Source organism: Microcoleus sp. MON1_C1, from assembly GCF_036701945.1.
Taxonomy (GTDB): domain Bacteria; phylum Cyanobacteriota; class Cyanobacteriia; order Cyanobacteriales; family Microcoleaceae; genus Microcoleus.
Window position 1 is genome coordinate 27,624 of sequence record NZ_JAUBRO010000028.1, and the last position, 24,332, is coordinate 51,955.

Below are 24,332 nucleotides of genomic sequence, written 5' to 3' on the forward strand. Positions count from 1 at the left end.
TTTAATTTTCTACTGTCCGCCCTTTTTGCGGGAAAATCCCTCCCGGCTTCACTTGCAGAAAAGCCATAATTAAGGCGAATACCATTACTTTTGCCATGCTGGTTGTGGCGAAAAATGTGAAGAAGTCGGCTAAAGGCTTGACAGGAGCGAACATTATTGCTAAGGTTCCCGAACCGATCAGGTAATTTGCAGTGCCGATCGCGATCGCAGCAACTACACTCCCCACAATCTTGCCGACACCGCCCACAACCACCACCATAAAGGTATCGACTATATAATTTTGTCCGGTATTTGACCCTACCGAACCGATCAAACTAATCGCGCACCCAGCGACACCTGCCAACCCCGAACCCAAAGCAAAAGTCAGCGCGTCTACTTGTTCGGTAGGAATTCCCAAACACGCGCTCATGCTGCGATTTTGCGTCACGGATCTAATCCGCAATCCCCACACAGATTTTTGCAAAAATAGGTAAATTCCCGCCAAACAAATTCCGGTCAGGACAATAATAAAAATTCGGGCGTAGGGCAACTGAAAATTGCCCAGCGGTATGCCGCCCCGCAACCATTTCGGTGCAGTTACATCCACATTTTGAGCGCCAAACCAAGGTTGAGTTACTGCCAGTTTGTAAGTTTGCCCTAAAAAGGCGCTCACCGCCCAGGAAATACCCAAAGATAAAGGCAAAATTATCGCGATAATTTTGCTGCGAATGCGATCGAAATCCAGGCGAGATTTCAGCACCCGCAAACCGCCAAAAAACAGCAAACAAAACACCGCAATTCCAATTACCAGCACCCAACTGACGCTGCGGACAAACTGCTGCAAAATTAAACTTACACCCCAAGTTGCCAGCAGAGTTTCTAGCGGCCGCCCGTAAAGATAGCGAATCACTCCGCGTTCCAGAATTAATCCTACCAATGCAGCCACTAAAAAAGCTAGGGGAATCGCAAATAAAATATAGGTTTCAAAAGCGAATCCTCCCATACCTTTGAAGACATTTTGCACCACGAAAGTTGTATAAGCCCCCAGCATCATCAACTCGCCATGAGCCATATTAATGACGCCCATCAGCCCGAAAATAATCGCTAATCCCAAGGCGGCAATTAGTAAAACTGCGCCGATGCTAAGGCCGTTAAATAAACCATCTAATATCGCCAATTTTGTTACTCCTGCATCAAGTCGGTTAACTTTGTTCGCGGATAATTAGGGGCGGATTTTACCCCCTTGGTGTCAACTTAAGCGTCAATTTTTCTATAAATTATGCTTAGAGTGAGTATCTCGATTCCCCTAAACCCCCCTTAATAAGGGAGACTTTGAAGACTCAAGTTCCCCTTTATGAAGGGGGACTTTGAAGACTCCTGTTGCCCTTTATTAAGGGGAGTAGGGGGTGACGCAAGAACGCTCTTGTCCGCCCTTAATAAAAGGAGCGTAGGGAGATAAAAGATACCTTGCCAACCTTAAAAAAATTGGTATTACCTACTTATCAAGCTTGGAATTTGCCACCTTTGGCGGGGTCTGACCAATCGCAAGAAAAGCCTTTTGTTTCAGCGACAAATTGATTCCAAGGCACCGGCTTCACTGCTGCTGGTGTAGCAAAAGCGATGTCAAACAAACCGTCTTCTCTCACTTCGCCCAAGCGCACAAATTTAGAAAGGTGATGGTTAACATCCATCGTTACTGTGCCCCCTGGCGCGTCAAAGGTTTGACCCAAAGCTGCTGCCCGCACTTTTTCCAAATCGTCGGCTGTCCCGGCTTTTTCGACGGCTTGCTTCCACAGGTAAACCATGATGTAGGCTGCTTCCATCGGGTCGTTAGTCACTCTATCGTTGCCGTATTTTGCTTTGAAAGCTTGCACAAATTTTGTATTAGCCGGAGATTCCACAGTCATGAAGTAATTCCAGGCGGCGTAATGGCCTTTAAGATATTCTACGCCGATCGCCTTTACTTCTTCTTCAGCAATACTGACAGACATTGACGGATATTTGTCCGGCCCCAAACCTGCACCCTGCAACTGTTTGAAAAATGCTACGTTGCTGTCGCCGTTGAGGGAATTGAAAATGACACCCCCGTCTGGCAAAGCGGCCTTAATTTTAGTAATAATTGGCGTGACTTCTGTCCCGCCCAAAGGAATGTAATCTTCCCCAACTAATTCGCCGCCTTTGGCTGCTAGCTGTGCCTTGATAATGGTATTTGCCGTGCGGGGGAAAACGTAGTCAGACCCGACTAAGAAGAATTTTTTGCCTTTATTTTCTAGCAGCCAGTCAACTGCTGGTTCGATTTGCTGGTTCGGCGCAGCCCCGGTGTAGAAAATGTTCTTGGAACACTCTTGACCCTCGTATTGTACGGGATACCAGAGCATATGATTTTTTTCTTCAAATACTGGCAATACTGCTTTGCGGCTGGCGGATGTCCAGCAGCCGAAGACGGCGACAACTTTATCTTGGTCGATCAATTTTTTGGCTTTTTCGGCAAAAGTCGGCCAGTCTGAGTTGCCATCTTCTATTACTGCTTCGATTTGTTTTCCGAGGACACCCCCAGCTTTATTAATTTCTTCTATCGCTAATTGTTCGGCATCGACAACGCTTTTTTCGCTGATTGACATCGTGCCGCTCAAGGAATGCAAAATTCCTACTTTGATCGTGTTTCCGCCCCCGGCTGCTGCTGGTGTATTTCCTGTTGATGTGGGAGAAGCGGCGGGAGTTGTTGTTGGAGTTGGAGTTCTACAAGCTTTGAGAAATAAACTTGATGTTAGGGTAGCAGAACTGTATAAAATAAATTTCCGCCGATCGAATCGCTTTGTCATTTTTTCTTGTTACTCTTGAATAGATGAGTCAGATGATTGAGAATAATAACACATAGCGACTTGATATTAAGACTCCCTTAATAAGAGAGTTGTATTTTTGGATACAAAATTTATTATTAAGTAAATTAAAGTTTAAAGACAATTTTCGACAATTTACAGTACAGTATCTCAAAACGGGTGGCGATCGCACTGCGCTTTGAGTACGATCACACTTGTGTAAATCACCCTGATTGTCGAATAACAAATTATTTGTCGCTTTAAAAAATTAATGCCGTATCGCTCCTAGGAGCTGAAGTCCTTGCTAGATAGGGATTGTAGCAGCTTTTTTCAGCAAAAAAGTACAGCAGTGATTTTAACACGCTCGTTGTCGCTATTTAAACTTTTCAGAAATTCTGTGTTGCTTCTTAAAAAACGGAGCTGGCAAAAATTAGGGCAGCGTCTAACAAATTAAGCATAGTTTTTTGAAAAAACAGCTTAGAGTGTTGATTATAAAATCAAATTGCTCTGGAGGCGTGCTCGTGATAGGGGATTGTACCCGATCGATCCATCTCCGTTGAGGCGATCGCTCCCTTGAAAACGGTTACAGGACACCCAGACGCTTTTTTGGCGCGATCGCACCCTCGATCAAATGTCCGAAAACATCCCCATCACCTACGTTCCCACTCGCCATACAATTTTCGTATACAATTTCCCTAAGTTTTGCCCTCGCCTAGGCCGAAAGTCTCAACGCCGATCGCATTTGCATTTGCGTCAACGCTTTAGACTATTCCGGCTATCGAGACTGTCGCCCCGATTATATTCAAGCCATACAACAAGTATTGCGGTTAGGGACAAGACAAGGAAGAGAAGGCGAAGCAATTTCTATCTCAACACCGCTGATTGAGCTAAACAAGACAGAAATCATTAAATTAGGCAATAATTGGAGAGTGCCTTCGGAAAAAACTTAGTCTTATGACACCGACGGTGAGGTTGCTTGTGGCGTTTGCGATTCCTGTCACTTACCACGGGCAGCGTTTAAGCAGTTAGGTTTACAATATCCGCTGCCTTACGCTGCTAACCCAAACACCGATCAAAAATTTTCTTAAAGATTTTTCCGCACTGGAGTTTAACCAATGGATAATCTCTTTTAATCAAAGCTTATTCCAAATAGCTTATAATAGTTATGAAATTTTCAACTGCCACTAAAATTCCTAAAAATTATGAAGAGGCGGCCTTTTGTTGGGTTCTCCCTATTGTTTGTAGCAAGCTGTTCTACAACAGTAAGTCAATCTAATCGCAGTTTTTCCAATTTGGCCGTCAGTGAACCAGAAACCCTTGAATTTGCCGTAACTGATATTCAGGGAGCAGAAGATTTACAACAAAATTATCAAGCATTTCGGACTGTTATTGGGGAAGTTTTGGAGAAAAAAATTGAATTTTTCCCGGTAGATAACTATATAGAAGCAGCCGTAGCTCTCCAGTCGGGTCAGCTAAAATTAGCTCTAACAGGGCCATCTGAATATGTGATTATGCGGGCCCGGACAAATGCTGTTCCCATCATTGCCATCACCCGCCCCAACTATCACTCGCTTATTCTTGTTCCTGCCAATAGCGAGATTAAGTCCCTAGCACAGTTGAAAGGTAAAACAATAGGTATGTGGGAAGTAGGTGCCACTGGCGGTCATCTAGGGCCGATTAAAATTCTCATGGATGCTGGCTTAAATCCCCAATCCGACTTCCAAATCTCAATGTTGGGAAAAAAGGGTTTGCAAGCTATTAAAAAACAACAAGTTGAAGCATTAGGAATTGGTTTGAATAGATACAAAGATCTGCTAAAAATAGACGGTTTATCAACCAATGATTTTCGGATTATTGCCACAGGGCTACCCTTACCTAGTGACTTGTTTGTTGCTAGTAGCAACCTGCCTAATACACTTGTGGAAAAAATCCGCACTCGCTTGGTAGAAAATCAAGACAAAATAATTGAAGCCATTTTAGTTGGGAAAGCTAATGATAAGTATCAAGGAGCTAAACTGGTGCCAGCAAACGACAGTGATTATAACATGATTCGTGAAGCTTATAAAGCCATTGGTCAGGGTAATGTCTTGTAATATTAAATTTTATTTAATACCGAATTTGTAGTACAGCTTTAGTCCTTAATCCCTAAACTATAGGGAATATAGCCCCTACTACGAATAAGAGACTTTATTTATGTGCATTTACTAATAAAATTCTTAAAATTTAGCTCAGGTTGCTAGTATGCAAAAATTTGAACAGGGAGAAAATAAGGCGGTAAAATTCCCCAATCTTACCCTAAATAGACGGAAAAATAAAGCCGCTGTCACAGAAGGCGATACGGAAGGCGATCGCCACATCAAAAATTCTATCAAAAAAACTCCCTTGACTGCCATTAACCGCTTCATTTCTGGCTTAAGCATTGCAAAAAAAATTACTTATGGCTACTCGCTAGCAATTGGAATAGCCGTACTAGGAACCACAGGAGGAATGCTCTGTGGAGACTATTACCAAAAGCAAGCTTTCCAAGCTCTAACCTTCGCTGATGAGCAACAACATTTGCTCAGCGATTTAGAATATTCCGTGCAAGCAGTGCAGTCACATCCCAAACGCTTAATCTCAGTTTTGGGAGATTCAATCTGGTTTGAATATGAAACTGCTAAGTTCTTGAAAGATGTGGATGTAGTCAAAAAACATATTGCAGAACTAGCTTTTTTTACGGAAGAACATTCCACAGAATTAGCAGTTAATTCTTCTGAATTAAAGGAACTGTTAAACGGTTACACAACGGCGACAGATTCGTATTCTCAATTGCTCAAATCTTTTTGGCAAGAAATAGCTCCCTCCTCACTAAAACCAGAGGAAGTGGAAGATGCACAGCAGCAGGTATTGGATTTAATCAGAGGGGATAAAGCAGTTAAGCTCGATGTGAAGTTTGAGCGGCTGTCAGAGAGTTTGAGCTTGATGACACAAGTAGCTAAGGCACAGCAGGGACAAGCTTACATTAATTTTAATAGAGCTGAGGAATTGCGAGTGCAAATCATCGTAGTGAGTATGTTAGTGTCAGTCGCGATCGCTATTTTTCTAGCCATCTGTACCAGCCGCGCGATCGCCCTTCCTCTCCAAGCGGTAACGAGGGTTGCTAAAACTATTACTCAACAAGCAAATTTTGATTTGCAAGTACCTGTCACCACAGAAGATGAAGTGGGTACCTTAGCCAAATCCATCAATCAATTAGTTGAATGGGTAGCAGAATACACCCATGAATTAGAACAGGCTCGCCAAACTTTGGAAGAGCGAGTAGAACAAAGAACAGAAGAACTTACAGCAGCGCTTCACGAACTCAAACACACCCAAATCCAGTTAATTCAAACCGAAAAAATGTCCAGTTTAGGTCAGATGGTGGCAGGGGTAGCCCATGAAATAAACAACCCTGTTAACTTTATTCACGGCAATCTAGAATATGCTAGCGAGTATATTATAAATTTGCTAAATTTACTTAGTCTCTATCAGCAGGAATACCCGCAACCAACAGAGGCGATCGCAGAAGAAATCGCAGAGATAGAACTAGACTTTCTCAGAGAAGATTTACTAAAACTGCTTGAATCTATGAAAATCGGTTCAGAACGCATCAGGCAAATAGTTTTGTCTTTGCGAAACTTCTCTCGTTTAGATGAAGCTCAAATGAAATTAGTTGATATCCATGAAGGCATTGACAATACACTATTGATTTTGAGCAGCCGCCTCAAGCAGGGAATTGAAGTTGTAAAAAACTATGGAGAATTGCCCGAAATAGAGTGTTATCCAGCGCAGCTAAATCAAGTATTTATGAATATTATAGTAAATGCGATAGATGCACTAGAAGAGTCATCGCATAACTCTAAAAAAGGTAAAACTCCTCAGATTTTCATTCAGACGCAAAAGTTGGATAGTAGCCAAATTCTGGTGCGAATTAGCGATAACGGGCCTGGCATTTCACTCGCAATCCAAAGCAAGCTATTTGACCCATTTTTTACAACTAAAGCACCAGGAAAAGGCACTGGTATTGGCCTCGCGATTTGCTACCAGATTGTGGAAAAACATGGGGGTAAAATAGAGGTAATTTCATCTTTGGGAGGGGGAGCAGAGTTTGCGATCGCACTCCCCGCCTCCTCTCAAACTTGAAGCTACGTATTGTCTATTATCAGGACATTAATGTGTTAACAACGACAAATAATTTCTAATTCGACCTATGGAGAATAGCGGACTCGAACCGCTGGCCTCTGCGGTGCGATCGCAGCGCTCTACCAACTGAGCTAATTCCCCTGATTGAGTTTTAATTTAGCATTTTAGATGCGGGATTGCCGAATCTAAAAGGCTTACAGGTCTTGCTTGCTTTCGCTTTGGCAGACCGTCACCTACGTTAGCACGTAACTGCTAAAAAGGTCAAGTTTTTTCCGCAGCCGACTCAGTGGGCGCGATCGAGCAAACTTGCGCCACTCTGTCCAACTCTAAATCAGCAAAATAGTCCACCGTCCAATTGGCTTGGCGCTGGATCATGTGAAACGGGTAAGTGTGAGTCACACCCGCAACCTGAATCCCCGCTTTTTTCGCCGCTTCAATCCCCGCAAAAGTATCTTCTAGCGCCAAACACTCGATCGGTTGCAGGTTAAAGTCGGGATATTTCTGGTTGAAAAGTTCAACAGCCAATAGATAGCCGTCGGGTGCTGGTTTGCTCGCCGTCAAGTCGTCGCCTGCGACAATGAACTCAAAGTTTGCTGCCAAACCAGCCCGATGTAACACCAATTCTATCTCCGATCGCATTGCCCCGCTAACTACGGCCATTTTTAGTCCGGCGACCCGAATTTTGTCAATAAATTCTGCCAAACCCGGATAAATCGGCACTTTCTCCAAAGTATCTATTTGAGCTTTGTAAGCTTGGGCCTTGCGCTGCTGCAGTCGCTCAAGATATGTTTCTGTCAGAAATCGTCCCCGGCGCTCCAGCAGTGCGGTAATGCAAGCGCAATCGCTTTTTCCCAAACAAACTTCTCGAAACTCCCCACGTTTGAGCTGGAGATTTTCATCGAGCATCAATCGATCGATTATTTTCTCGTGAATCGGCTCGTCATTAACAATCACGCCATTAAAATCAAATAAAACTGCTTTTAGAGTCATTAGTCATGAGTCATTAGTCATTAGTTTGCTAACAGTTAACCATTAACAGACAACAGTTAATAGATCAAGCAGGAGCTGGAATGCCCGGTAAATCCCCATCAAAATCAGGAGTTCGATCGCGCAAATTCCACCCCCTCGCCACCCTCACCTGTTCCAAATCTTCCCCCGGCAAAGGTTTCACGCCCTGCGTCACCTGATTCACCCACCAGTGTTCGTGAGTTTGCACCGCCGCGAATCCAGCCGCCCCCGCCCAAGCATCGAGGCTGCCAGCCGCGTAAGACTTAATATAAGGCTCCTCAAAGATATCAGTCAGCCACTCTGTCTGCCGCAAAGTTTTTTGGTTTCCGTCCAAAATTGCCACTTGTCCCCCAACCTTCAGCAGGCGGAAGCTTTCTCGCAAAATTGCCCGCGAGACAGCAGGCGGCGTCTCGTGAAACAGCAAGGAAGCTGCGACTAAATCGAAGCTGGCATCGCCAAAAGCAACGCTTTCGGCATTTCCGTGCAACCACTCGATATTTAAGCCGGCTTTTTGCGCTTTCATGTCGGCAACTACCAGCATATAAGGCGACAAATCCAGCCCGACAACTTCCGCTTCGGGAAAGGCTTGCTTGAGCATGAGCGTTGTCGAACCGGTGCCGCATCCCAAATCTATAATTCGGCGCGGTTTCACCCGCACAGCGTCAATTAAGCCTTGCCTGACGACTGTTTCGTGGGGAGGCAAAACATATTGCGTGATTGGATCGTAGGAAACGGCGGCACTGGGGTTGAGGTAGCCGCGTTTAATGCCGTGAAAGTTTTGGCTGGTGTAATATTCGGGATAAACTAAGTCGGGTTGTCGGTAGCGATCGCCCGCTGTTTCCCAGTCGATACCTTCGTAGAGTCGTTTCAGTGCTTGTTCGTCGATCGCCAGTCGAATCAGGGGCGACAAAAAGCGCTCGAAAATTGTATCCTTGCCAACAGCCATAAAACTCCTTTAACCAAAACTAAAACTTTTCTAATTTTAGCCAACGGTCGTAAGTTTAGCATTAATTAAAACTGTTGAGTCCCTCTTCTCTCTTCCCTGTATCCGTTACCTCCGTTACAAAATCCGTAGGCTTCCTTTCCCACTTCCTTCTTATACCTGTTTCAAAAATAAATGCAACTAGAGGCAAGCTCCCAACATTATTTCATCAGTCATTACCCATTCTAGAATCTAAAATCTAAAATGGTATTACTTCCCGTTACTAATAGGAATTTTTACCAAAAACTCCGTGCCGCCGCCCGGGGGTTGAGAAATTTTGATGCTGCCGCCGTGTCCATCCACTACAATCTTGTAGCTAATTGCTAACCCCAAACCAGTGCCTTGGCCCACTGGTTTAGTAGTAAAAAATGGGTTATAAATTTTGTCTTTAACGCTGTCGGGAATGCCGGGGCCGTTGTCGGCGATCGCCACTTTCAGAAATTTACCGCCATTTTCGCGAACTACTCCCGTGGAAATTGTAATGATTTTATCTAGGCGATCGATCTCGTTCAAGGCATCGATCGCATTGCTCAGCAAGTTCATAAAAACCTGATTGAGCTGAGACGGATAGCACTCGACTGAAGGCACTTTTCCGTATTTCTTGACTATATAAATTCTATTTTTGATGCGGTTGGAGAGCAACAGCAAGGTATTTTCTATACCTTCGTGAATATCCGCCTGCTTTTTGTCAGATTCATCAAGGCGAGAAAAGTTACGCAAAGAAAGAACGATGTTGCGAATGCGCTCGGTTCCTATTTTCATAGAATCCAATATATGCGGCAAATCTTCCTCGATAAAGTCTAACTCGATTTCTTCGGTAAAGTCTGCGATTTCCGGGGGGACTTCCGGGAACGTTTGTTTGTATAAACTCACCAATTCTAATAAATTTTTAGTATATTTGCTGGTGTGAGGTAAATTAGCCGAAATGAAGTTAACCGGGTTGTTTATTTCGTGCGCTATCCCAGCTACCATTTGACCTAGTGATGACATTTTTTCGCTCTGCACTAAATGAGTTTGAGTCTTTTTCAGTTCATTTAAGGCACTATTAAGGAGTTTTACTTGGTCTTGGGTTTGACTGTAAAGGTGAGCTTGAGTAATTGCGATCGCCAGTTGGTCGGCTACAGCTTTTAAGAGTTGGATTTCCTCCTTGCTCCAAAGCCAATGAGTAACGTGGCTGCAAATTAAATAACCCTGCGGCTGGTTCTGAGTATGGACAGGTACGGCTAAATAGCTATTAGCTTTAAATTCGGGCGGTTGAGTTACACCCTCCGCCCAAGTGTCGCTCGAAAGAATAATTGGTTCGCCTTGAGCGCTCCGTACTAACACATTTTCGAGAAAGTAAGGCTCAAACTTTATGGCTTGTGTCCTAGAATCAGATGGGCAACATTCCCAGAGGATTTGTAACATTTTTTCTTGCGGTTTGTACCAACCAAAAGCAGCCCGTTCTAGGTGCAGCAAACTTGCTATTTCTTCGACTGTACTTTGCACAATTTGGTCTAATTCCAGGGAAGCGCGAATGCGTCCAGCAATCCGGTTGAGCATGGCTTCTCGCTCCGCTTGAGCGCGATTGTTTTCGGAGGAGTAAATTAGCCAAATGGCTGCTAGCATTGCCGGGACGAGCAGTCCGGCGACTACGGATGTCAGCAAATTTAATGCTTGCAGTTGGGATTCAATATTTTCGCGGGGAATTACTAAAGCCATCGACCAGTTAACTTCCTTGAGGGGAGCATAGGCCACATACACCCATTTATGATCTATTTTTACCAGTTCGATGTTCGTCTGGCGGTAGATCATCTGCCGCGCAATTGTGGAGAGTGCGGGGTCTTGTGACTGTAAGAAGCTTGGGGTCTCCCGGTCGATATTTCCGATTAAGTTACTGTTGGGATGAACAATTGGCACTCCTTGTGAATTGAGCGCAAAAGCATAACTGTCAGAACCGTACAGTAAGCTGTTAGCGACCGATGTTACTCGGTCTAATTTAATGCTGCCCGATAGGGTTCCAATTACTTGATTGGGAGCGGGGGGTAAGGCCCAAATAGGAGCTGAAATGATGATCGTCGGAACTTTTGTACTGCGGCCGATCAGCGGGTCGGAAACGTTGAGCTGCCCTGCCATTGCTTTTTTAAAGTGTTGGCGGTCTTTGTTGTTCGCGCGGTTGCCTAGAGTGTTGATAAACGATCCGTCCGGTTGAGTTAATGACAGGATGAAATACTCTTTTAACCTGTATATTTCTCCTTGCAACCTGGGTTCGACTAATTTCCAATTGAGAGTGTTAACCGTAGGATCGTAAGCAAGGGTTTCTATTTCTGCTTTGCGAGTGCTGAGCCAGCGGTCGATTTCGTCAGTGCCTTTTTCTAGTTTTAATAGTGCTATTTGCTTTAAATTGTCGAGGATTAGCCCGCGCACAAAAAAATAGCTGATGCAAGCAGTTGTGCTAATGGTTAAAGCCGTGGTGGCCAGAATTAGCAGGGTCAGCAAATGGCGGCGCTGCCGTCTGTGCTGCCAAAGACTGTGCGCTTGCTGCCACCTTGATTGAGCAGAATTGGTGATGTTTTCCCAAAAGTGGCGCAGGTTTTTTGTTTGGTGTGGGGGCGCCGCAGACACAGATCCGGCTTGATTTGCTGGGTTTTGCATCATCAAATGTTCTCTCCGAATCAAATTCATCAAACGGTATTGGTCATTCGGCAGAATTAATATCAGGCAAGTCGTGAGACCACTTTCAGAAAATAATGCAACTGTAGGCCGGTGCTCCCGACCCTGGTAGTCATCAGTCATTCCGAATCTAAAATCTCAAATCTAAAATTTAAAATGGTATGACTTGCATTCCTGACTCCAAACAATTCTTATTCCGAGCGCACGATCGCCTTCTATTTTGGCATCAATTTTATATTTCGACCTTCGGTTTACCTACTTGAGGTTAGTGCTTTACGATATCTTTAATATCTATCTTGTTTGTATAACAAAATAATTGTAAATAACACAGAGAAAATACGGAGTTTTTTAAATTAGCAATGTATTATAATGTATGGGAAAAACACTATTGACAATTTTACCAATTTGCGCTGTGGTTTCAAGGGGAAATTTTTTCGTCTAAAGCTTTCTTAGCCAAGCGGGTTGCATAAACGGTGAGGGCGATCGTTGCTAGCAAACCAATGCCGTAGAGAGCCCACTCAGGAGCAGTGCGCGATCGCCCTTGCGCTCCAAGTGCAGTCAAACTCCCGGCCAAGGAACCGATATAAACATACATGACAGTTCCCGGAATCATGCCGATCCAAGATGCCAAAAAATAGTCTTTTAAAGATACCTGCGTGACTCCGAAAGCATAGTTAAGTAAATTAAACGGAAAAATGGGAGAAAGCCGCGTCAGCAGCACAATTTTCCATCCTTCCGAAGCAACTGCGGAGTCGATCGCCTTAAATTTTTGATTGCCCTCTATCTGTTTGGAAACCCAGTCGCGAGTTAAATACCTTCCTGTTAAAAAAGCGCAAGTTGCGCCTAAAACCGAGCCGATGGAAACACAAACCGAACCGCCAACGACTCCGAACAAAACGCCAGAACCGAGAGTCAGCAAAGAACCAGGGATAAATAGAACCGTTGCTACAATGTAAATTAGAATAAAAGCTGCCGGGCCCCAAGGGCCGAGACTCGCGATCGACTCCAGCGCATTTTTCAGAATTCCTTGGAAGTTGAAAAACTTGGTCGCAGCAATTAAAGCCACAGCTAAACCAATCCCTAAAATCAGCTTCCACCTGTTTGATGTTGGGGGATTTTCACCGGGCGATCGCGAATCATTCATTACCTCAACTCTCCACTCTCAATAATATGGGCATGGGGCATTGGGCCCAAAAGCATGGGGAATCGGGAATCGGGAATCGGGAATCGGGAATCGGGCCCAAGAGCATAGTTTCTTCCTTCTTCCTTATTCCTTATTCCTTATTCCTTATTCCTTCTTCCTTCTTCCTTCTTCCTTCTCAAATCAAAGTACCGCCGCAGCTAGAACCGCAACCCGCCGTACAGCCATAACAATAAGCTGCAGTTTGCACCTCTTGAATCACATCTAAACTGCCAGATTCGAGCAATTTAGCAACAGTTATCTTTTCCCCGCTGCCAGTTTTCGCGGGCAAATTTTCCATTTGGTTAAAATCGCAGTCGTAGACATTGCCCAAATAGTCGATCGACAATTCGTTGCGGCACATTAAATGTTCCAGAGTACCGGGGTTAAAATTCTCCTCCAAAAACCCCAGATAAGGCTTGTGCAGTTTCTTATGTTCCAAATGAAACTTAGTCCGTCCCACCGGCAAATTAGTAATCGCGAACAATTGATTAAAACAAATCCCAAAATGTTCGGCTAAATAAATCTTGTAATCTTGCTCTAACTTGCCTTGTTCCGGTGTTAGCGAAAACTTGTCTGTAGCCGGCACTTGTGGATTGTACACCAAATCTACAATTAAATTTGGGTTTTTCCCGTATCCCAACTGATTTAGCTTTTGCAGCGCCCGAATCGAACTGTCAAAAACACCGTTGCCGCGCATTTTGTCCACATTGTCAGCTTGGTAGCAGGGAAGCGACGCCACAATTCTGAGTTGGTGCTGCGCGCAATATTCGGGAATATCTTCAAAACCTTTTTCAAAGTAAATCGTCAAATTAGAACGAACAATTACCTCTTTACCTGCCGCCCTAGCAGCTTCCGCTAGCGGTTTAAAACCGTAAAGCATTTCGGGAGCACCGCCGGTGAGGTCAACAGTTTGAATTTGAGGAAAGCGGCGAATGATTTCAATTAATTGGTCGCAAATTTCCGGGGAAAGTTCTTCTGTTCGTTTCGGGCTAGCTTCTACGTGGCAGTGAGTGCAAGCGAGATTGCAGCGTTTGCCGAGATTAATTTGTAAAACTGTAATCTGCTTTTTAGTTAAAGCTGAGTTAATTTTGTTTTTGAAAGGCGTGACTGCTGTCTGAATCATGTGCTCACCTTTTGGTTTGTGCTCGCAACGAATGTAGAGGCGTTCCGGCGGAACGCCTCTCATAATTTAGCACTAATTCTTTGGATGCGACAGCGACTAATTTGAATGATTGGCCACAAAGTTAATTGAAACTCACATCTTGCACCATTCTTAAGAACAGGCTTTCCGGCCTGTTCCACAAAAGTTAATTTTCTTGTGGGGTGGGCATCCTGTCCGCCCGTCTACTTAATCTTACTTGAGAGAGTCAACTAATGTTTCAACTCGTGCTTTAATTTCATCTCGAACGCGGTGAAAAGTTTCTATGGGTTGTCCGTCGGGGTCGTCGAGTTGCCAATCTTCAAACACTTCTCGCAATACCCACGCTTCGGGTAAATTCACGCCGCAGCCGCACAAAGAAATTACTGCATTGTAGTCTTCTGCATTGAATTCGCTTAAGGGGTTTGATGTTTGATCGGTGATATCAATGCCGATTTCTGACATGACTTGAATTGCTGTCGGATGAACTCTGCTTGATTCTAACCCGGAACTGGTGACTCCAATCTTTCCGGCTCCGATGGTTTTAGCGAATCCTTCTGCCATTTGCGATCGGCAGGAGTTTCTTTTGCAAACAAACATGACTTTTTTCATGGTTTTGGTTGGTTGTGAGTTGTTAGTTGTTGGTTATGGGTTGTTGTCGGGGTTCCAGCGGTTTCTAAGCGCCCGGTAATTCAAGGGCGCGATTTGCTAGTGCGATCGCCTCTTTAGCTGCTTGTTCCTTGCGTTCGCTGTAGCGATCGGTCAAATAGTCGGTTTGCTCCCGCAACAACAAGGTAAACTTGTACAGTTCCTCCATTACGTCGATCGCGCGATCGCGATAAGGCGAATCCTTCATCGTCCCATCGTCATTAAACTCCTGATAAGCTTTCGCAACCGAAGACTGATTCGGAATCGTAAACATCCGCATCCACCGGCCCAAAATTCTCAAAGTATTGACAGCATTAAAAGATTGCGAACCACCGCTAACTTGCATCACCGCCAAAGTTCGACCTTGAGTCGGTCTGACAGCCCCAATGCTTAAAGGAATCCAGTCAATTTGATTTTTCATAATGCCGGTAATATTGCCGTGCATTTCTGGACTAGACCACACTTGACCCTCCGACCACAGGCTCAATTCCCGCAACTCTTGAACCTTCGGATGAGTATCGGGAACGCTGCCGTAAATCGGCAATTCAAGAGGATTGAAAAATCGAACTTCTGCACCCAAATCCTCAATAATTCTCGCCGATTCTTCCGCCAACAAGCGGCTGTAAGAACGCTCTCGTAACGAGCCGTATAAAAACAGAATTCTCGGTTTGTGCGTAAAACTTGTCATGATACTTTCAATTAAAATCCCGAAATCCGTTAGATATTTCCCGATAAACTGCGACTGCTAATTGTGCTCCCCAAATAGGAGCAACCCAGTAAACCCAGTGGTGTTCCCAAATGCCGCCCACTAAAGCCGGGCCGAGAGAGCGTGCTGGATTCATACTCGCTCCGGTAATCGGCCCCATAAATGCAGCTTCTAACCCTACAGTTAACCCAATTGCTATCCCGGCAAAGCCGATGTGAGCGCGTCTATCTAGTCCCGAGCCGAGGATAACAAACATTAAGATAAAGGTCAAAACAGTTTCTAAAATTAGAGACTGCAACCAGTGACCATTAAGAGGGATAGTTGCACCGAGATTTGCTACTTCACCTAAAGTAATTAGCAGCAGTTGAGAAGCTGCGATTGCACCCGCACACTGCGCTAAAACGTAAGGCAAAACTTTATATTTTGGGAAAAAACCGCTCGCCCAAAACCCTAAAGTTACGGCAGGATTAAAGTGTGCACCGCTGATGTGTCCGATCGCGTAAATCATGGCACATACTACTGCACCAAATACAAAACTGACGCCTAAATGAGTTACGGAACCCGCGCTAGTTTTGTTAACCATCACCGCACCGGTGCCGGCAAAAACCAAAATAAATGTACCTAGAAATTCGGCGATCGCCTCTCGCCTGCAATCGGGCCGAGCACAAGCTAACCGATGAGCTGTTGCATCCATCGCTCTCAACTAATTGGTTCCATCACATCATATCAATAAAAATTGATATGTCAATCCTCAAACAAGCCGTATCAGTATTTGAGTGATTAAGAAATGTTGATAGGTTAAACCGCGTCGGAACAGGGGCGCGCCGGCAGGATCTGGCTGAAGCGGCGGTATTCGGCGAGGTACTGTTCGAGGGCGACAAACTGCGTCAAATTGAGGCTGTAGTAAATCCAGCGGCCTTCTTGGCGGCTGCGGACTAAACCGGCTTCTTTTAGGGTTTTGAGGTGGAAAGAGAGTTTAGGCTGAGAGACAGAAAGTCGATCGCACAATTCGCACACGCACAACTCCTGTTCCCGCAGCAACTCCAAAATTTGAATCCGCAGGGGGTCGGAAAGAGCGTGAAAGCCAGCACCAATCAATTTATCTGCAACAGGCGGCGCGATCGTAGAATTTTTAACCATAAATTACCCTTAAATTTTTATTCAAGAACTCCAGGCGCGATTTCTTGTTTTTACCGTTAGATTTGGTAAGGTTATCCTTTGATGGCAATCCCAAATCAACTGCGAACTCTTTATCTTCTAGGACTAACGATTAATTCTCTTAGCGATGCAACACCCAGTAAGCGCAGCCACTGATTGTAGCAGCAATTGGCAAGGTCAAAATCCATGATAGTAGAATCTGATAGAAAACGCGCACATTAGCTTTTTTTGAAATCAATCCAACACCAAAAATTGAACCTACCGAAACATGGGTAGTAGAAACTGGAAGCCCATAACGACTGGCCACAATAACTAAAAATCCAGTCACTAAGTTTGCTACCAGCCCTTGACCGGTATTCATTGCTGTCAGCTTTTTGCTCATGGTTTCTGCCACTTTTTTAGCATTCAATAAACCGCCGATCGCCATTCCCAAAGCTACTGCCAAACTTCCCCACTGAACTGATATTGATTGACCCACTAACATGAGCGAAACAATTTTCGGCGTATCGTTCAATCCTCTGGCAAAACTGACGATTCCCGCACTCATAAAATGGCAAACATCCACTAACTTTTGGCTGGGGATTTGTAAGAAATTTCCCCGGTACCTTTGCGTGCATTTATCTAGAGAATCGACGGCGACATCAGCGGTTGTGATGCACTTAAGTATGTTAGTTGCATCGGGCTGGGGAATCGGAATAATCTGTTGAATTTGACCAGCGCAAATACACCATTCTTTCTGGATTCCTAAATAAACTCGCAGGTAGCGAGACAGCGCATAAATTAAAGCTCCTAATAGAATCGCAATCATGGGACTCAGCAACAAAGGCATTAGAAAATTTTTCTGCAAGGCAGTAAAATTAACTTGAGTACCAATTGCTACTAAACCTGCACCGCTAAGGGCACCTGTAAGACCGTGAGTTGTGGAAATAGGGAATCCAGTTAAGGTAGCAAGAATAACGGTTAAACCCGCAGCGATCGCGACTGCCAAATGAAAATCTTGACCATTGGCGATCTCGTCGGGAACTAGCCCTTTTCCCGAAAAGCTTTTTACCAGCGTTTCTGCTAAAAAAATAGAAAATATTGAACCTGCAAATGTTGTGATAGTTGCCCAACCAATTGCTGTTTTATAGTTCGTGGTCTGACTGCCAAACAGTGTCGCCACGCCTTTAAAATTATCATTAGCACCCTTGCAGTATGCTAAAAAAAACGTGGCGATAAATAGGGCAATAAGTAACATTCTCTTACTCAGAATAAGTGTGGTTTATTTAAAACTCTTTTTGACCAGGGCCGCTACAGCACCGAATTTGATTGTATAGACACAGGTGCATCAAAAAAAATAATGAAAATATTAAGATTTCTTTGGAAGGCGAGCGATCGCATCTTAATTTCGCGCCAGCAACATGGCCACGATATTGAACAATATTATAATTAAGGCTCGGCGATCGCTTCCCGTACGCTCAATTCACCGATTCACTTAGGATTTTGTACCCTTGCAGGCACATCAGTGAGTCCGGCTTTCTGCATCAGCGAAATCACCCCTATAGACAGAATTCCCCCAATAATTGCCCCGACAACAACCAGGATAATAAAGACTTTTTGCAGAGTTTTTTTAGTTGCCGGGTGGTACTGTCTCGGCAATGCTTCACCTTGATCGTCAACTTCTTGCTCCAAGGGGTCTAGGGGATTGGAGGGATTTGAGTTAAAGGGATTGGGCGCTTGATTCATGGTTAGTTTGAGTTAAAGGAGATTGACAACTATTTTAACTTGCGATTTAGCCTTGCAGCTTAAATAATACATTCGGGTTTTAGTGAATACTCTATAAATTTTATTAAGATTGCTAAAATACGGATTAACCCGGTTTATTCAATAAACCGGGTTTTTCAACATACTAAAAGTTTTATGTCACGCTTCTGCTTTGGACAGGCGATCGAGAGAAATTGTTGCTGCCTTAGATACTTGAGAATTCCTATCTTTTTCTAAGTATTTCAAAGCCGAAACGCTCTTAACACTCGGCAAATTGCCCAAAGCTTCAGCCAGCCTCTGGCGAATCAGCCAATCTTCCGACTGAGCAAAATTGAGGATGCGATCGATCGCCCCAATTTCCTTAATTTCCCCCAAAGCCGAAATTGCCGCCTGCTGGATCACCACTTGCTCGCTGTCGAGAGCTTTCAGCAGCACGTCGCGAGCTCGGGGATCTTTGAGATTTCCCAGAGAAACAGCAGCACTGAAGCGCACCAGCCATTGAGTATCTTCGTAAAAAGCCCGCACCAAAGCGTCAAAAGCTCTGATATCTTCCAGATAGCCCAAAGCACCCGCAGCGTCAGCGCGAATGCCGTAATCCGGGTCTGTTTCTAGCAATTTGACTAAAATAGGATAGCACTCTGCTGTCGGTTTGACCCCGAGAGCAAACACAGCCATCGATCGCACTTGCAAACTTTCGTCGTTCAACACCTTTTTAATCAAAGGCACCGCCTCTGCAGCAGGCACGTTCCGCAAGTTGGCCAAAGCCACCATTCGATCGGCTGAATTTTCGCTTTCTAACTTGGCTGCAATTTGCTCTAAGCTTAAAGTTGTCATTATGGATAAATCTTGTAGTAAAACTTTACATTCGGGTTATTTTGATTATAGGAGAGTCTCAGGAGAAAAGCAGGCAGTAAAAACCGCCCAAGGATTTGAGATCCGTGAGATTGCGAATTAGTGGCACCATTAATCTAAAGCTCAGATTGCGTGGAAATAATCAATGAGAAAGTTTATTATTTAAATCCCAAGCACAGGCGAGGTGTTTCTGCCGTTCCCTAAGGCTTTGCCCGATAGTTAGCCGCCCTCTGACAACCTGCAATCAACTATGCCGTTTTACCACCCGCCCTTTTACTCCTCAGCCTTAGAACAAGCGATCGACCGCTACCCCCTAACTGCCGGGCCAGAAACTTCCTTAGCAGCGGCGATCGCCCTGATGAGTCAGTTGCAAAACAGTTGTCCCCTAGTCAAAACACCTGTACCCTCAGACCGGGGGGGGATGACCGAAACCTCTCTGCCGGACAAGGTGCGGGCCCGGTGCGTGCTCGTCGTGCAGAACCAGCAGACTATTACCACAGGGAACTTATCCGATAGCCCCAGCCGCGGACTGTTAATCGGCATATTAACTCCCGCCGACTTAGTGAGGCTGATAGCTTCTGGCAAAATAGACACCCAGCACAAAGTAGCCCTGCACAAAATACCAATTTCTGAAGTGATGTCGCCGGTTTCGGTCTCCCTCACAGAATCCGACGACCAAGACGTGTTTACCGCTTTATCCTTATTTCGCCAGCACAAGATTCGCTATTTGCCGATCGTCAATCAATTGGGCCACTTGGTAGGAGTGCTGACGCGGGAAAGAATTCGCCAAGTATTGCAGCCTTCAAACATTCTCAAATTGCGGCGGGTAGCAGAATTGATGACTACGCCAATTACAGCACCCCACACCGCCTCGCTGCAGAGTATAACCGAACTGATGTCAGAGCATCAAGTCAGTTGCGTAGTCATCACAAAAAACAAAGAATTAACAATGGAGAAGCCCAAAGATGACTATACCTCCATTTTTCACTATTCCTTTCACCAACCCCTGGGAATTGTTACCGAATACGATATCGTGCAGGCACAGTTTCTCGAACTAAATTTCGAGCAAACCCCAGCTCAAAAAGTCATGAGAACTCCCCTGCAATTTCTTCAACCTTCCGATTCCCTGTGGACGGCCCACAAAGAAATGCAGCAGCAACAAGTGCAGCGGTTGGTCGTGTGCGGCGGGCGCGGAGAACTGTTGGGAATTATTACTCAGACCAGCTTGCTCAGAGTCCTCGACCCCACCGAAATGTACCGAGTTGTCAAACAGTTGCAGCAGTCGGTTTATCAACTGCAAGCCGAAAAAGTGGAACTGCTGCAAAGCCGCAACGCCAAACTGGAACAGCAGGTGCGGGAACGGACGGCAAAACTCCACGAACAATTGCAGCGCGATCGGCTGTTAACTCACATTTCCTTGCGGATTCACCAATCCTTAAACCTCGAAGAAATTCTCAACGCCAGCGTCGATGAAGTCCGCCAAGTTTTGCAAGCTGACCGAGTAGCAATCCTGCATTTAGAGTCCAGCAATTACGGCATTGTAGTGGCAGAATCCGTTGCCGAAAATTGGCCTTCAATCTTGGGAGAAATCATGCCGGATAATATTTGGCAAGAATCTGCTTCTGTGATCGAACAGGAAATTTATGCGGTTCCGGATCTCGACCAAGCCTGTTTGAGCGCCGAAAAATATGCCCGGTTCCAGCAAGCGCAAATCAAAGCTTATTTGATTGTACCAATTTTGCAAGACGGCAATTTGTGGGGGATGATGTGTGTCCATCAGTGTTCCCAATCCCGTCAGTGGCAACCTTCGGAAGTGGATTTGCTGCTGCAACTGGCAACTCAAATCGCGATCGCCATTCAGCAAGCCCAACTCTATCAGCAAGTCCAAAATCTCAACACCGACCTGGAACGCCAAGTCCAAGAACGCACCGCCGAATTGCAGCAAAAAGTTCACGAACTCCAGCATTTAAACGTCCTCAAAGATGAATTTCTCAGCACCGTTTCTCACGAACTGCGGACGCCTTTAGCTAATATAAAAATGGCTATTCATATGTTGAGAATTTCTCCCACGCTAGATCGGCGCCAGATTTATCTAGAAATTTTAGAAACAGAATGTACTAGAGAAACAGATTTGATTAATGCTTTGCTAGATTTGCAGCGGCTCGAAGCCGCAACTTGTCCGATCGACCTCGAACCAGTAAACTTAGAAGTCTGGCTGCCTACTATTATCGACCCGTTTTACACCCGGGCCCACGACCGCCACCAGGATTTGCGAGTAGAGTGCGATCGCCACCTCCCCACGATCAGTTCCAACCGCGCTAGTTTGGGACGAATTTTAGCCGAGCTCCTCAACAATGCGTGCAAATATACTGCCAATGACGGCGAAATTTTTCTGAAAGTTGAGTGCAAAAACGGAGACGGGGAACAGGGAGGACAAAGGACAAATTCGCGACAAGCAAGTGCCGTGGCTTCAGAAATCCAATTTACACTCAGCAATCAATCGTCCATTTCCATAGAGGAATTGCCTCGAATTTTTGAGAAATTTTATCGAGTTCCCAACGCCGATCCTTGGAAACAAGGAGGTACAGGTTTGGGTTTAGCTTTGGTTCAAAAACTTGTCGAACAGTTGCAGGGAAAAATTGAGGTTGAAAGCCGGAATGGCTGGACTAATTTTACCGTCACATTTCCTACCAACCCGGATGGAAATTAGTCCGCCATCAGTCAATTTTAGATTTTAGATCTTAGACTTCGGTCTAAGAGGTTCGGCGAGCGCTTAGTCAAGTCGCGCTCACTCGAACGATTTTAGATTTTCGATTTACTCCACAGACGAATCTGGGAGCTTGAACAAGAGTCTAAAATTTTGGCAGTTCCATGACTCCTGTCGGGGGCTGGTATTCATTTTTTGGGGGTCAGCTTTTTTGGGTGTCACTCTTTTTTAGGAGCTAGTTTGTGGATACGAGACGGTGTTGGTGCCAAATTCAAATATTCATTTTTATCTTCAACAACTGATGATCTAGCTGCTGGATACTTCTTGCGTTTAGTGGCATGATTCGCAACTGTGCCCAAGCATGGTATGCCAAAATTTTCTAATTGACTGAAAACTTTTTGGACTAAAGAAAAGGGAACCTGGCGAAGTGCTACAACCATCAGTATGCCATCGGTGCGCGCCGCTAAAAAATTCGCATCTTTACTGTCCGCCAGCGGCGGCGTATCGTAGATAACTAAGTCAAATTTTGCCTGAAGTTCTTCCATTAAATACTGCATCTGAGATGATGCCAGCCGTCTGGCAGTACCAGGCTCCGGGAGACCGGCAGTTAATACAAAAAGATTATCTGCTAGATGCGATCGTTGGATAATTTCATGGGGTTCGTTTTTATTATCGAGCAAGTTGCTCAATCCCTTGACATTAGGCAGTTCCAACAGCAAGTGCAGGCTGGGGGAATGCAAATTCGCGTCTACTAACAGCACTCGCTGACCCGCCAGCGCTGCCACGTGAGCTAAGTTTAAAGCAACGGTAGACTTGCCTTCGCCAACTGTAGCCGAACCAATTGCCAAAGAGCTAATCGTTCGATTTGAAGAAAGAAAGCGGATATTAGTATAAAGAGAGTCAAAAGCTTCTATAAATCCCGCAGCATTTTTCTTATTACCCTCTTTTCCTTCAAGATAAGCATAGGCATTAGCAATAGAAGGCGGCAATTTTCTAGCATTTTTGTCAAGAGGAATTGCTCCCAATAAAGGTGCTTCAACCGCATCTTTAACGTCATCAGCACAGTAGAAAATATTGCGTAACTTTTCAATTAGGATAGCCGTTCCCAGACCCAAAACTAGCGCCCCAACAACTGCCATCACCAATTTGTTTTTAGCTTTCGATGGAACAGGAATCAACTCGCCCTTCTCATCTCGCGGTATGCCTGGTTCAGAAACTATTTCCCAAGGTACTTGGCTTTGAGCTGCTTGGACGCGCAGAGTTTCCCGCTGACTTAAAAGTTGATCGCGGGTGCGGGCAGCTACTTCTAATTGCTGTTGTAGTTCGTTGTAGCGGCGGGCTATGGTGGGGAATTCTGTTGCTTGTCGGTTTAGATTGTTTTTAGTTTGGGTGATTGCTTGAAGGCGAGCTTCTAAGACTTCAACTTGGTTAGCAGTATCAACCAATTGTTTAATCAAGCCTATGCGAATAGAATTTTGAAAATTCTGAACTTTAGAATTAGCTTGGGTGCCTACTAAATTTTGCCCCAAAATTCGAGCAGTTTGCTGGTTGAGCAAAGCTACTAAATTTGCCCGCTTGCGCTCTAAAGCTTCCACTATAGGGTTAGCAGATTTAAAACGAGCTGTTTCTACAGCAATCTGACCTTCTACTTCCTTAACCTTGGTCAGCAACTCTTTATATTGAGGTTCTTCGCTTAAAGCTGAAGCGGCAATAGCTTCATTTGGTGTAAAATCTAATTGTTTTTGCAAGTTAGCGTACAGCGTTTTCTGTTCTTGCAGTAGCCTTTGAGTTTCTAACTCTAAAGTTTCTACTGCCCGAACTTGCGCCATCAATTGCGCGCCTTGTTCTTTAGGATCGGTAATCTGTTGCTGCTGCTGTATCACCTGTAACTCCGATTTCAGCTTGTTTACGCGCTTATTGAGTCCCGGAAGCTGGTCTTCAATAAATTTAACACCTTCACCAATCCGAGTCTTGCGTTCATCAAGACTGTACTTTAAATATTTCTTTTTAGTTTCTTGTAAAACGAACTCAACTAATTTAGGGTCATCCCCCATGAAGCGAACTTGCAAAATTTTAGTGAGCGTCATCTCATTTTCTCCCATCCGCAAAACGACTAATTCTTTTTCAAGAATTTTTTCGGTAACTTTTGGATATCGTTTTTGGACTTGTTTGGCAATAGCAGAAAGCATCTGAGGACTCTTGAGAATTTCAAGTTGAGTTGCGTAGTCCAAACTAAAAAAATCTCGATTAGGTACTCCTCCCCCCTCGGTGCGATTGGCGAGGGCAGCGGGGTCAGCAATTCTGGCCTCCGTTGTCACTGGTTCCACTAGCATCCGAAAATCGCCTTGATATGTTTTCTTGCCTCCCTTGATCTGATAAACAGCTCCAGCGCCTACTAGACCTATAATCCCAATAATTATGAGGGCTTGTCGCTGAAAAGTCCTCAACAACGGTTTTACATTCAATCCTTTCTGAGGCTGCGCGCTTAACTCTTCTCCCTCGTCAACGGAAAATTGCTGCACCTGTCGGCTCTGGTTGCTAATGGGTACGATATGAGCGTCCTGTTCTCTTTCCATGTTGACCTCTTTCATATTTT

The 24,332-nt window shown here is 44.8% G+C and carries 19 protein-coding genes and 1 tRNA gene; 4 read left to right on the forward strand and 16 right to left on the reverse strand.

Translation table 11 applies throughout. The features are described 5' to 3' along the window. Nucleotide 1: 1 nt before the first annotated feature. A complete protein-coding gene (locus QUA62_RS17080; protein ID WP_333405616.1) occupies nt 2–1,156 on the reverse strand; it encodes an ABC transporter permease subunit in 1,155 nt (384 codons plus the stop codon). Nucleotides 1,157–1,481: 325 nt separating this feature from the next. Beyond that, nucleotides 1,482–2,801, reverse strand: a complete 1,320-nt coding sequence (gene urtA, locus QUA62_RS17085) for an urea ABC transporter substrate-binding protein (protein WP_333287679.1) — start codon at nt 2,799–2,801, stop codon at nt 1,482–1,484. Between the two features lie 743 nt (nt 2,802–3,544). Between urtA and QUA62_RS29410 the strand changes: the two genes are divergently transcribed. The 3 genes from QUA62_RS29410 to QUA62_RS17100 all read left to right on the forward strand — a co-directional run bounded on the left by QUA62_RS29410 (nt 3,545) and on the right by QUA62_RS17100 (nt 6,959). Continuing rightward, on the forward strand, nt 3,545–3,748 hold the full coding sequence (locus tag QUA62_RS29410) for a 7-cyano-7-deazaguanine synthase (protein WP_445301677.1): 204 nt from the start codon (nt 3,545–3,547) through the stop codon (nt 3,746–3,748). A gap of 252 nt (nt 3,749–4,000) precedes the next feature. Further along, on the forward strand, nt 4,001–4,891 hold the full coding sequence (locus tag QUA62_RS17095; protein ID WP_333405617.1) for a PhnD/SsuA/transferrin family substrate-binding protein: 891 nt from the start codon (nt 4,001–4,003) through the stop codon (nt 4,889–4,891). A gap of 148 nt (nt 4,892–5,039) precedes the next feature. After that, on the forward strand, nt 5,040–6,959 hold the full coding sequence (locus QUA62_RS17100) for an ATP-binding protein (protein WP_333405618.1): 1,920 nt from the start codon (nt 5,040–5,042) through the stop codon (nt 6,957–6,959). A gap of 68 nt (nt 6,960–7,027) precedes the next feature. Here the strand turns inward: QUA62_RS17100 and QUA62_RS17105 are convergent. The 13 genes from QUA62_RS17105 to QUA62_RS17165 all read right to left on the reverse strand — a co-directional run bounded on the left by QUA62_RS17105 (nt 7,028) and on the right by QUA62_RS17165 (nt 19,011). After that, a tRNA-Ala gene (locus QUA62_RS17105) sits at nt 7,028–7,100 on the reverse strand. 120 nt (nt 7,101–7,220) lie between these two features. Then, entirely contained in the window at nt 7,221–7,949 is a 729-nt protein-coding gene (locus QUA62_RS17110; RefSeq protein WP_333405619.1) for an HAD family phosphatase, read from the reverse strand. A 64-nt stretch (nt 7,950–8,013) separates the two neighbouring features. Next, on the reverse strand, nt 8,014–8,913 hold the full coding sequence (locus QUA62_RS17115) for a class I SAM-dependent methyltransferase (RefSeq protein WP_333405620.1): 900 nt from the start codon (nt 8,911–8,913) through the stop codon (nt 8,014–8,016). 246 nt (nt 8,914–9,159) lie between these two features. Then, nucleotides 9,160–11,724: an ATP-binding protein gene (locus QUA62_RS17120; protein WP_333405621.1), complete on the reverse strand. Its 2,565-nt coding sequence runs from the start codon at nt 11,722–11,724 to the stop codon at nt 9,160–9,162. Between the two features lie 295 nt (nt 11,725–12,019). Further along, the gene (locus QUA62_RS17125) at nt 12,020–12,745 is read right to left on the reverse strand and encodes a TVP38/TMEM64 family protein (RefSeq protein WP_333405622.1); all 726 of its coding nucleotides are present in this window, start codon (nt 12,743–12,745) and stop codon (nt 12,020–12,022) included. 175 nt (nt 12,746–12,920) lie between these two features. Beyond that, a complete protein-coding gene (gene arsS / locus QUA62_RS17130) occupies nt 12,921–13,907 on the reverse strand; it encodes an arsenosugar biosynthesis radical SAM (seleno)protein ArsS (protein ID WP_333405659.1) in 987 nt (328 codons plus the stop codon). 231 nt (nt 13,908–14,138) lie between these two features. Further along, complete coding sequence (gene arsC, locus QUA62_RS17135) at nt 14,139–14,534, reverse strand: arsenate reductase, glutathione/glutaredoxin type (RefSeq protein WP_333405623.1); 396 nt, start codon at nt 14,532–14,534, stop codon at nt 14,139–14,141. Between the two features lie 64 nt (nt 14,535–14,598). Beyond that, complete coding sequence (gene arsH / locus QUA62_RS17140) at nt 14,599–15,258, reverse strand: arsenical resistance protein ArsH (protein ID WP_333405624.1); 660 nt, start codon at nt 15,256–15,258, stop codon at nt 14,599–14,601. Nucleotides 15,259–15,265: 7 nt separating this feature from the next. After that, nucleotides 15,266–15,970, reverse strand: coding sequence for an MIP/aquaporin family protein (locus QUA62_RS17145; protein WP_333405625.1), 705 nt, complete (start codon nt 15,968–15,970; stop codon nt 15,266–15,268). A gap of 104 nt (nt 15,971–16,074) precedes the next feature. Next, a complete protein-coding gene (locus QUA62_RS17150; RefSeq protein ID WP_333405626.1) occupies nt 16,075–16,416 on the reverse strand; it encodes a metalloregulator ArsR/SmtB family transcription factor in 342 nt (113 codons plus the stop codon). A 139-nt stretch (nt 16,417–16,555) separates the two neighbouring features. Then, nucleotides 16,556–17,671: an inorganic phosphate transporter gene (locus QUA62_RS17155; RefSeq protein WP_333405627.1), complete on the reverse strand. Its 1,116-nt coding sequence runs from the start codon at nt 17,669–17,671 to the stop codon at nt 16,556–16,558. A gap of 233 nt (nt 17,672–17,904) precedes the next feature. Beyond that, on the reverse strand, nt 17,905–18,159 hold the full coding sequence (locus tag QUA62_RS17160; RefSeq protein WP_006633832.1) for a hypothetical protein: 255 nt from the start codon (nt 18,157–18,159) through the stop codon (nt 17,905–17,907). 177 nt (nt 18,160–18,336) lie between these two features. Next, nucleotides 18,337–19,011 (reverse strand): HEAT repeat domain-containing protein, encoded by a 675-nt coding sequence (locus QUA62_RS17165; protein ID WP_333287654.1) that lies wholly within the window; start codon nt 19,009–19,011, stop codon nt 18,337–18,339. Nucleotides 19,012–19,279: 268 nt separating this feature from the next. On the opposite strand from QUA62_RS17165, the gene QUA62_RS17170 reads away from it, so the two are divergent. Further along, the gene (locus QUA62_RS17170) at nt 19,280–21,739 is read left to right on the forward strand and encodes a CBS domain-containing protein (RefSeq protein WP_333405628.1); all 2,460 of its coding nucleotides are present in this window, start codon (nt 19,280–19,282) and stop codon (nt 21,737–21,739) included. 215 nt (nt 21,740–21,954) lie between these two features. On the opposite strand, the gene QUA62_RS17175 is transcribed toward QUA62_RS17170, so the two are convergent. Further along, nucleotides 21,955–24,312, reverse strand: coding sequence for a polysaccharide biosynthesis tyrosine autokinase (locus QUA62_RS17175; protein WP_333405629.1), 2,358 nt, complete (start codon nt 24,310–24,312; stop codon nt 21,955–21,957). Between the last annotated feature and the right edge of the window lie 20 nt (nt 24,313–24,332).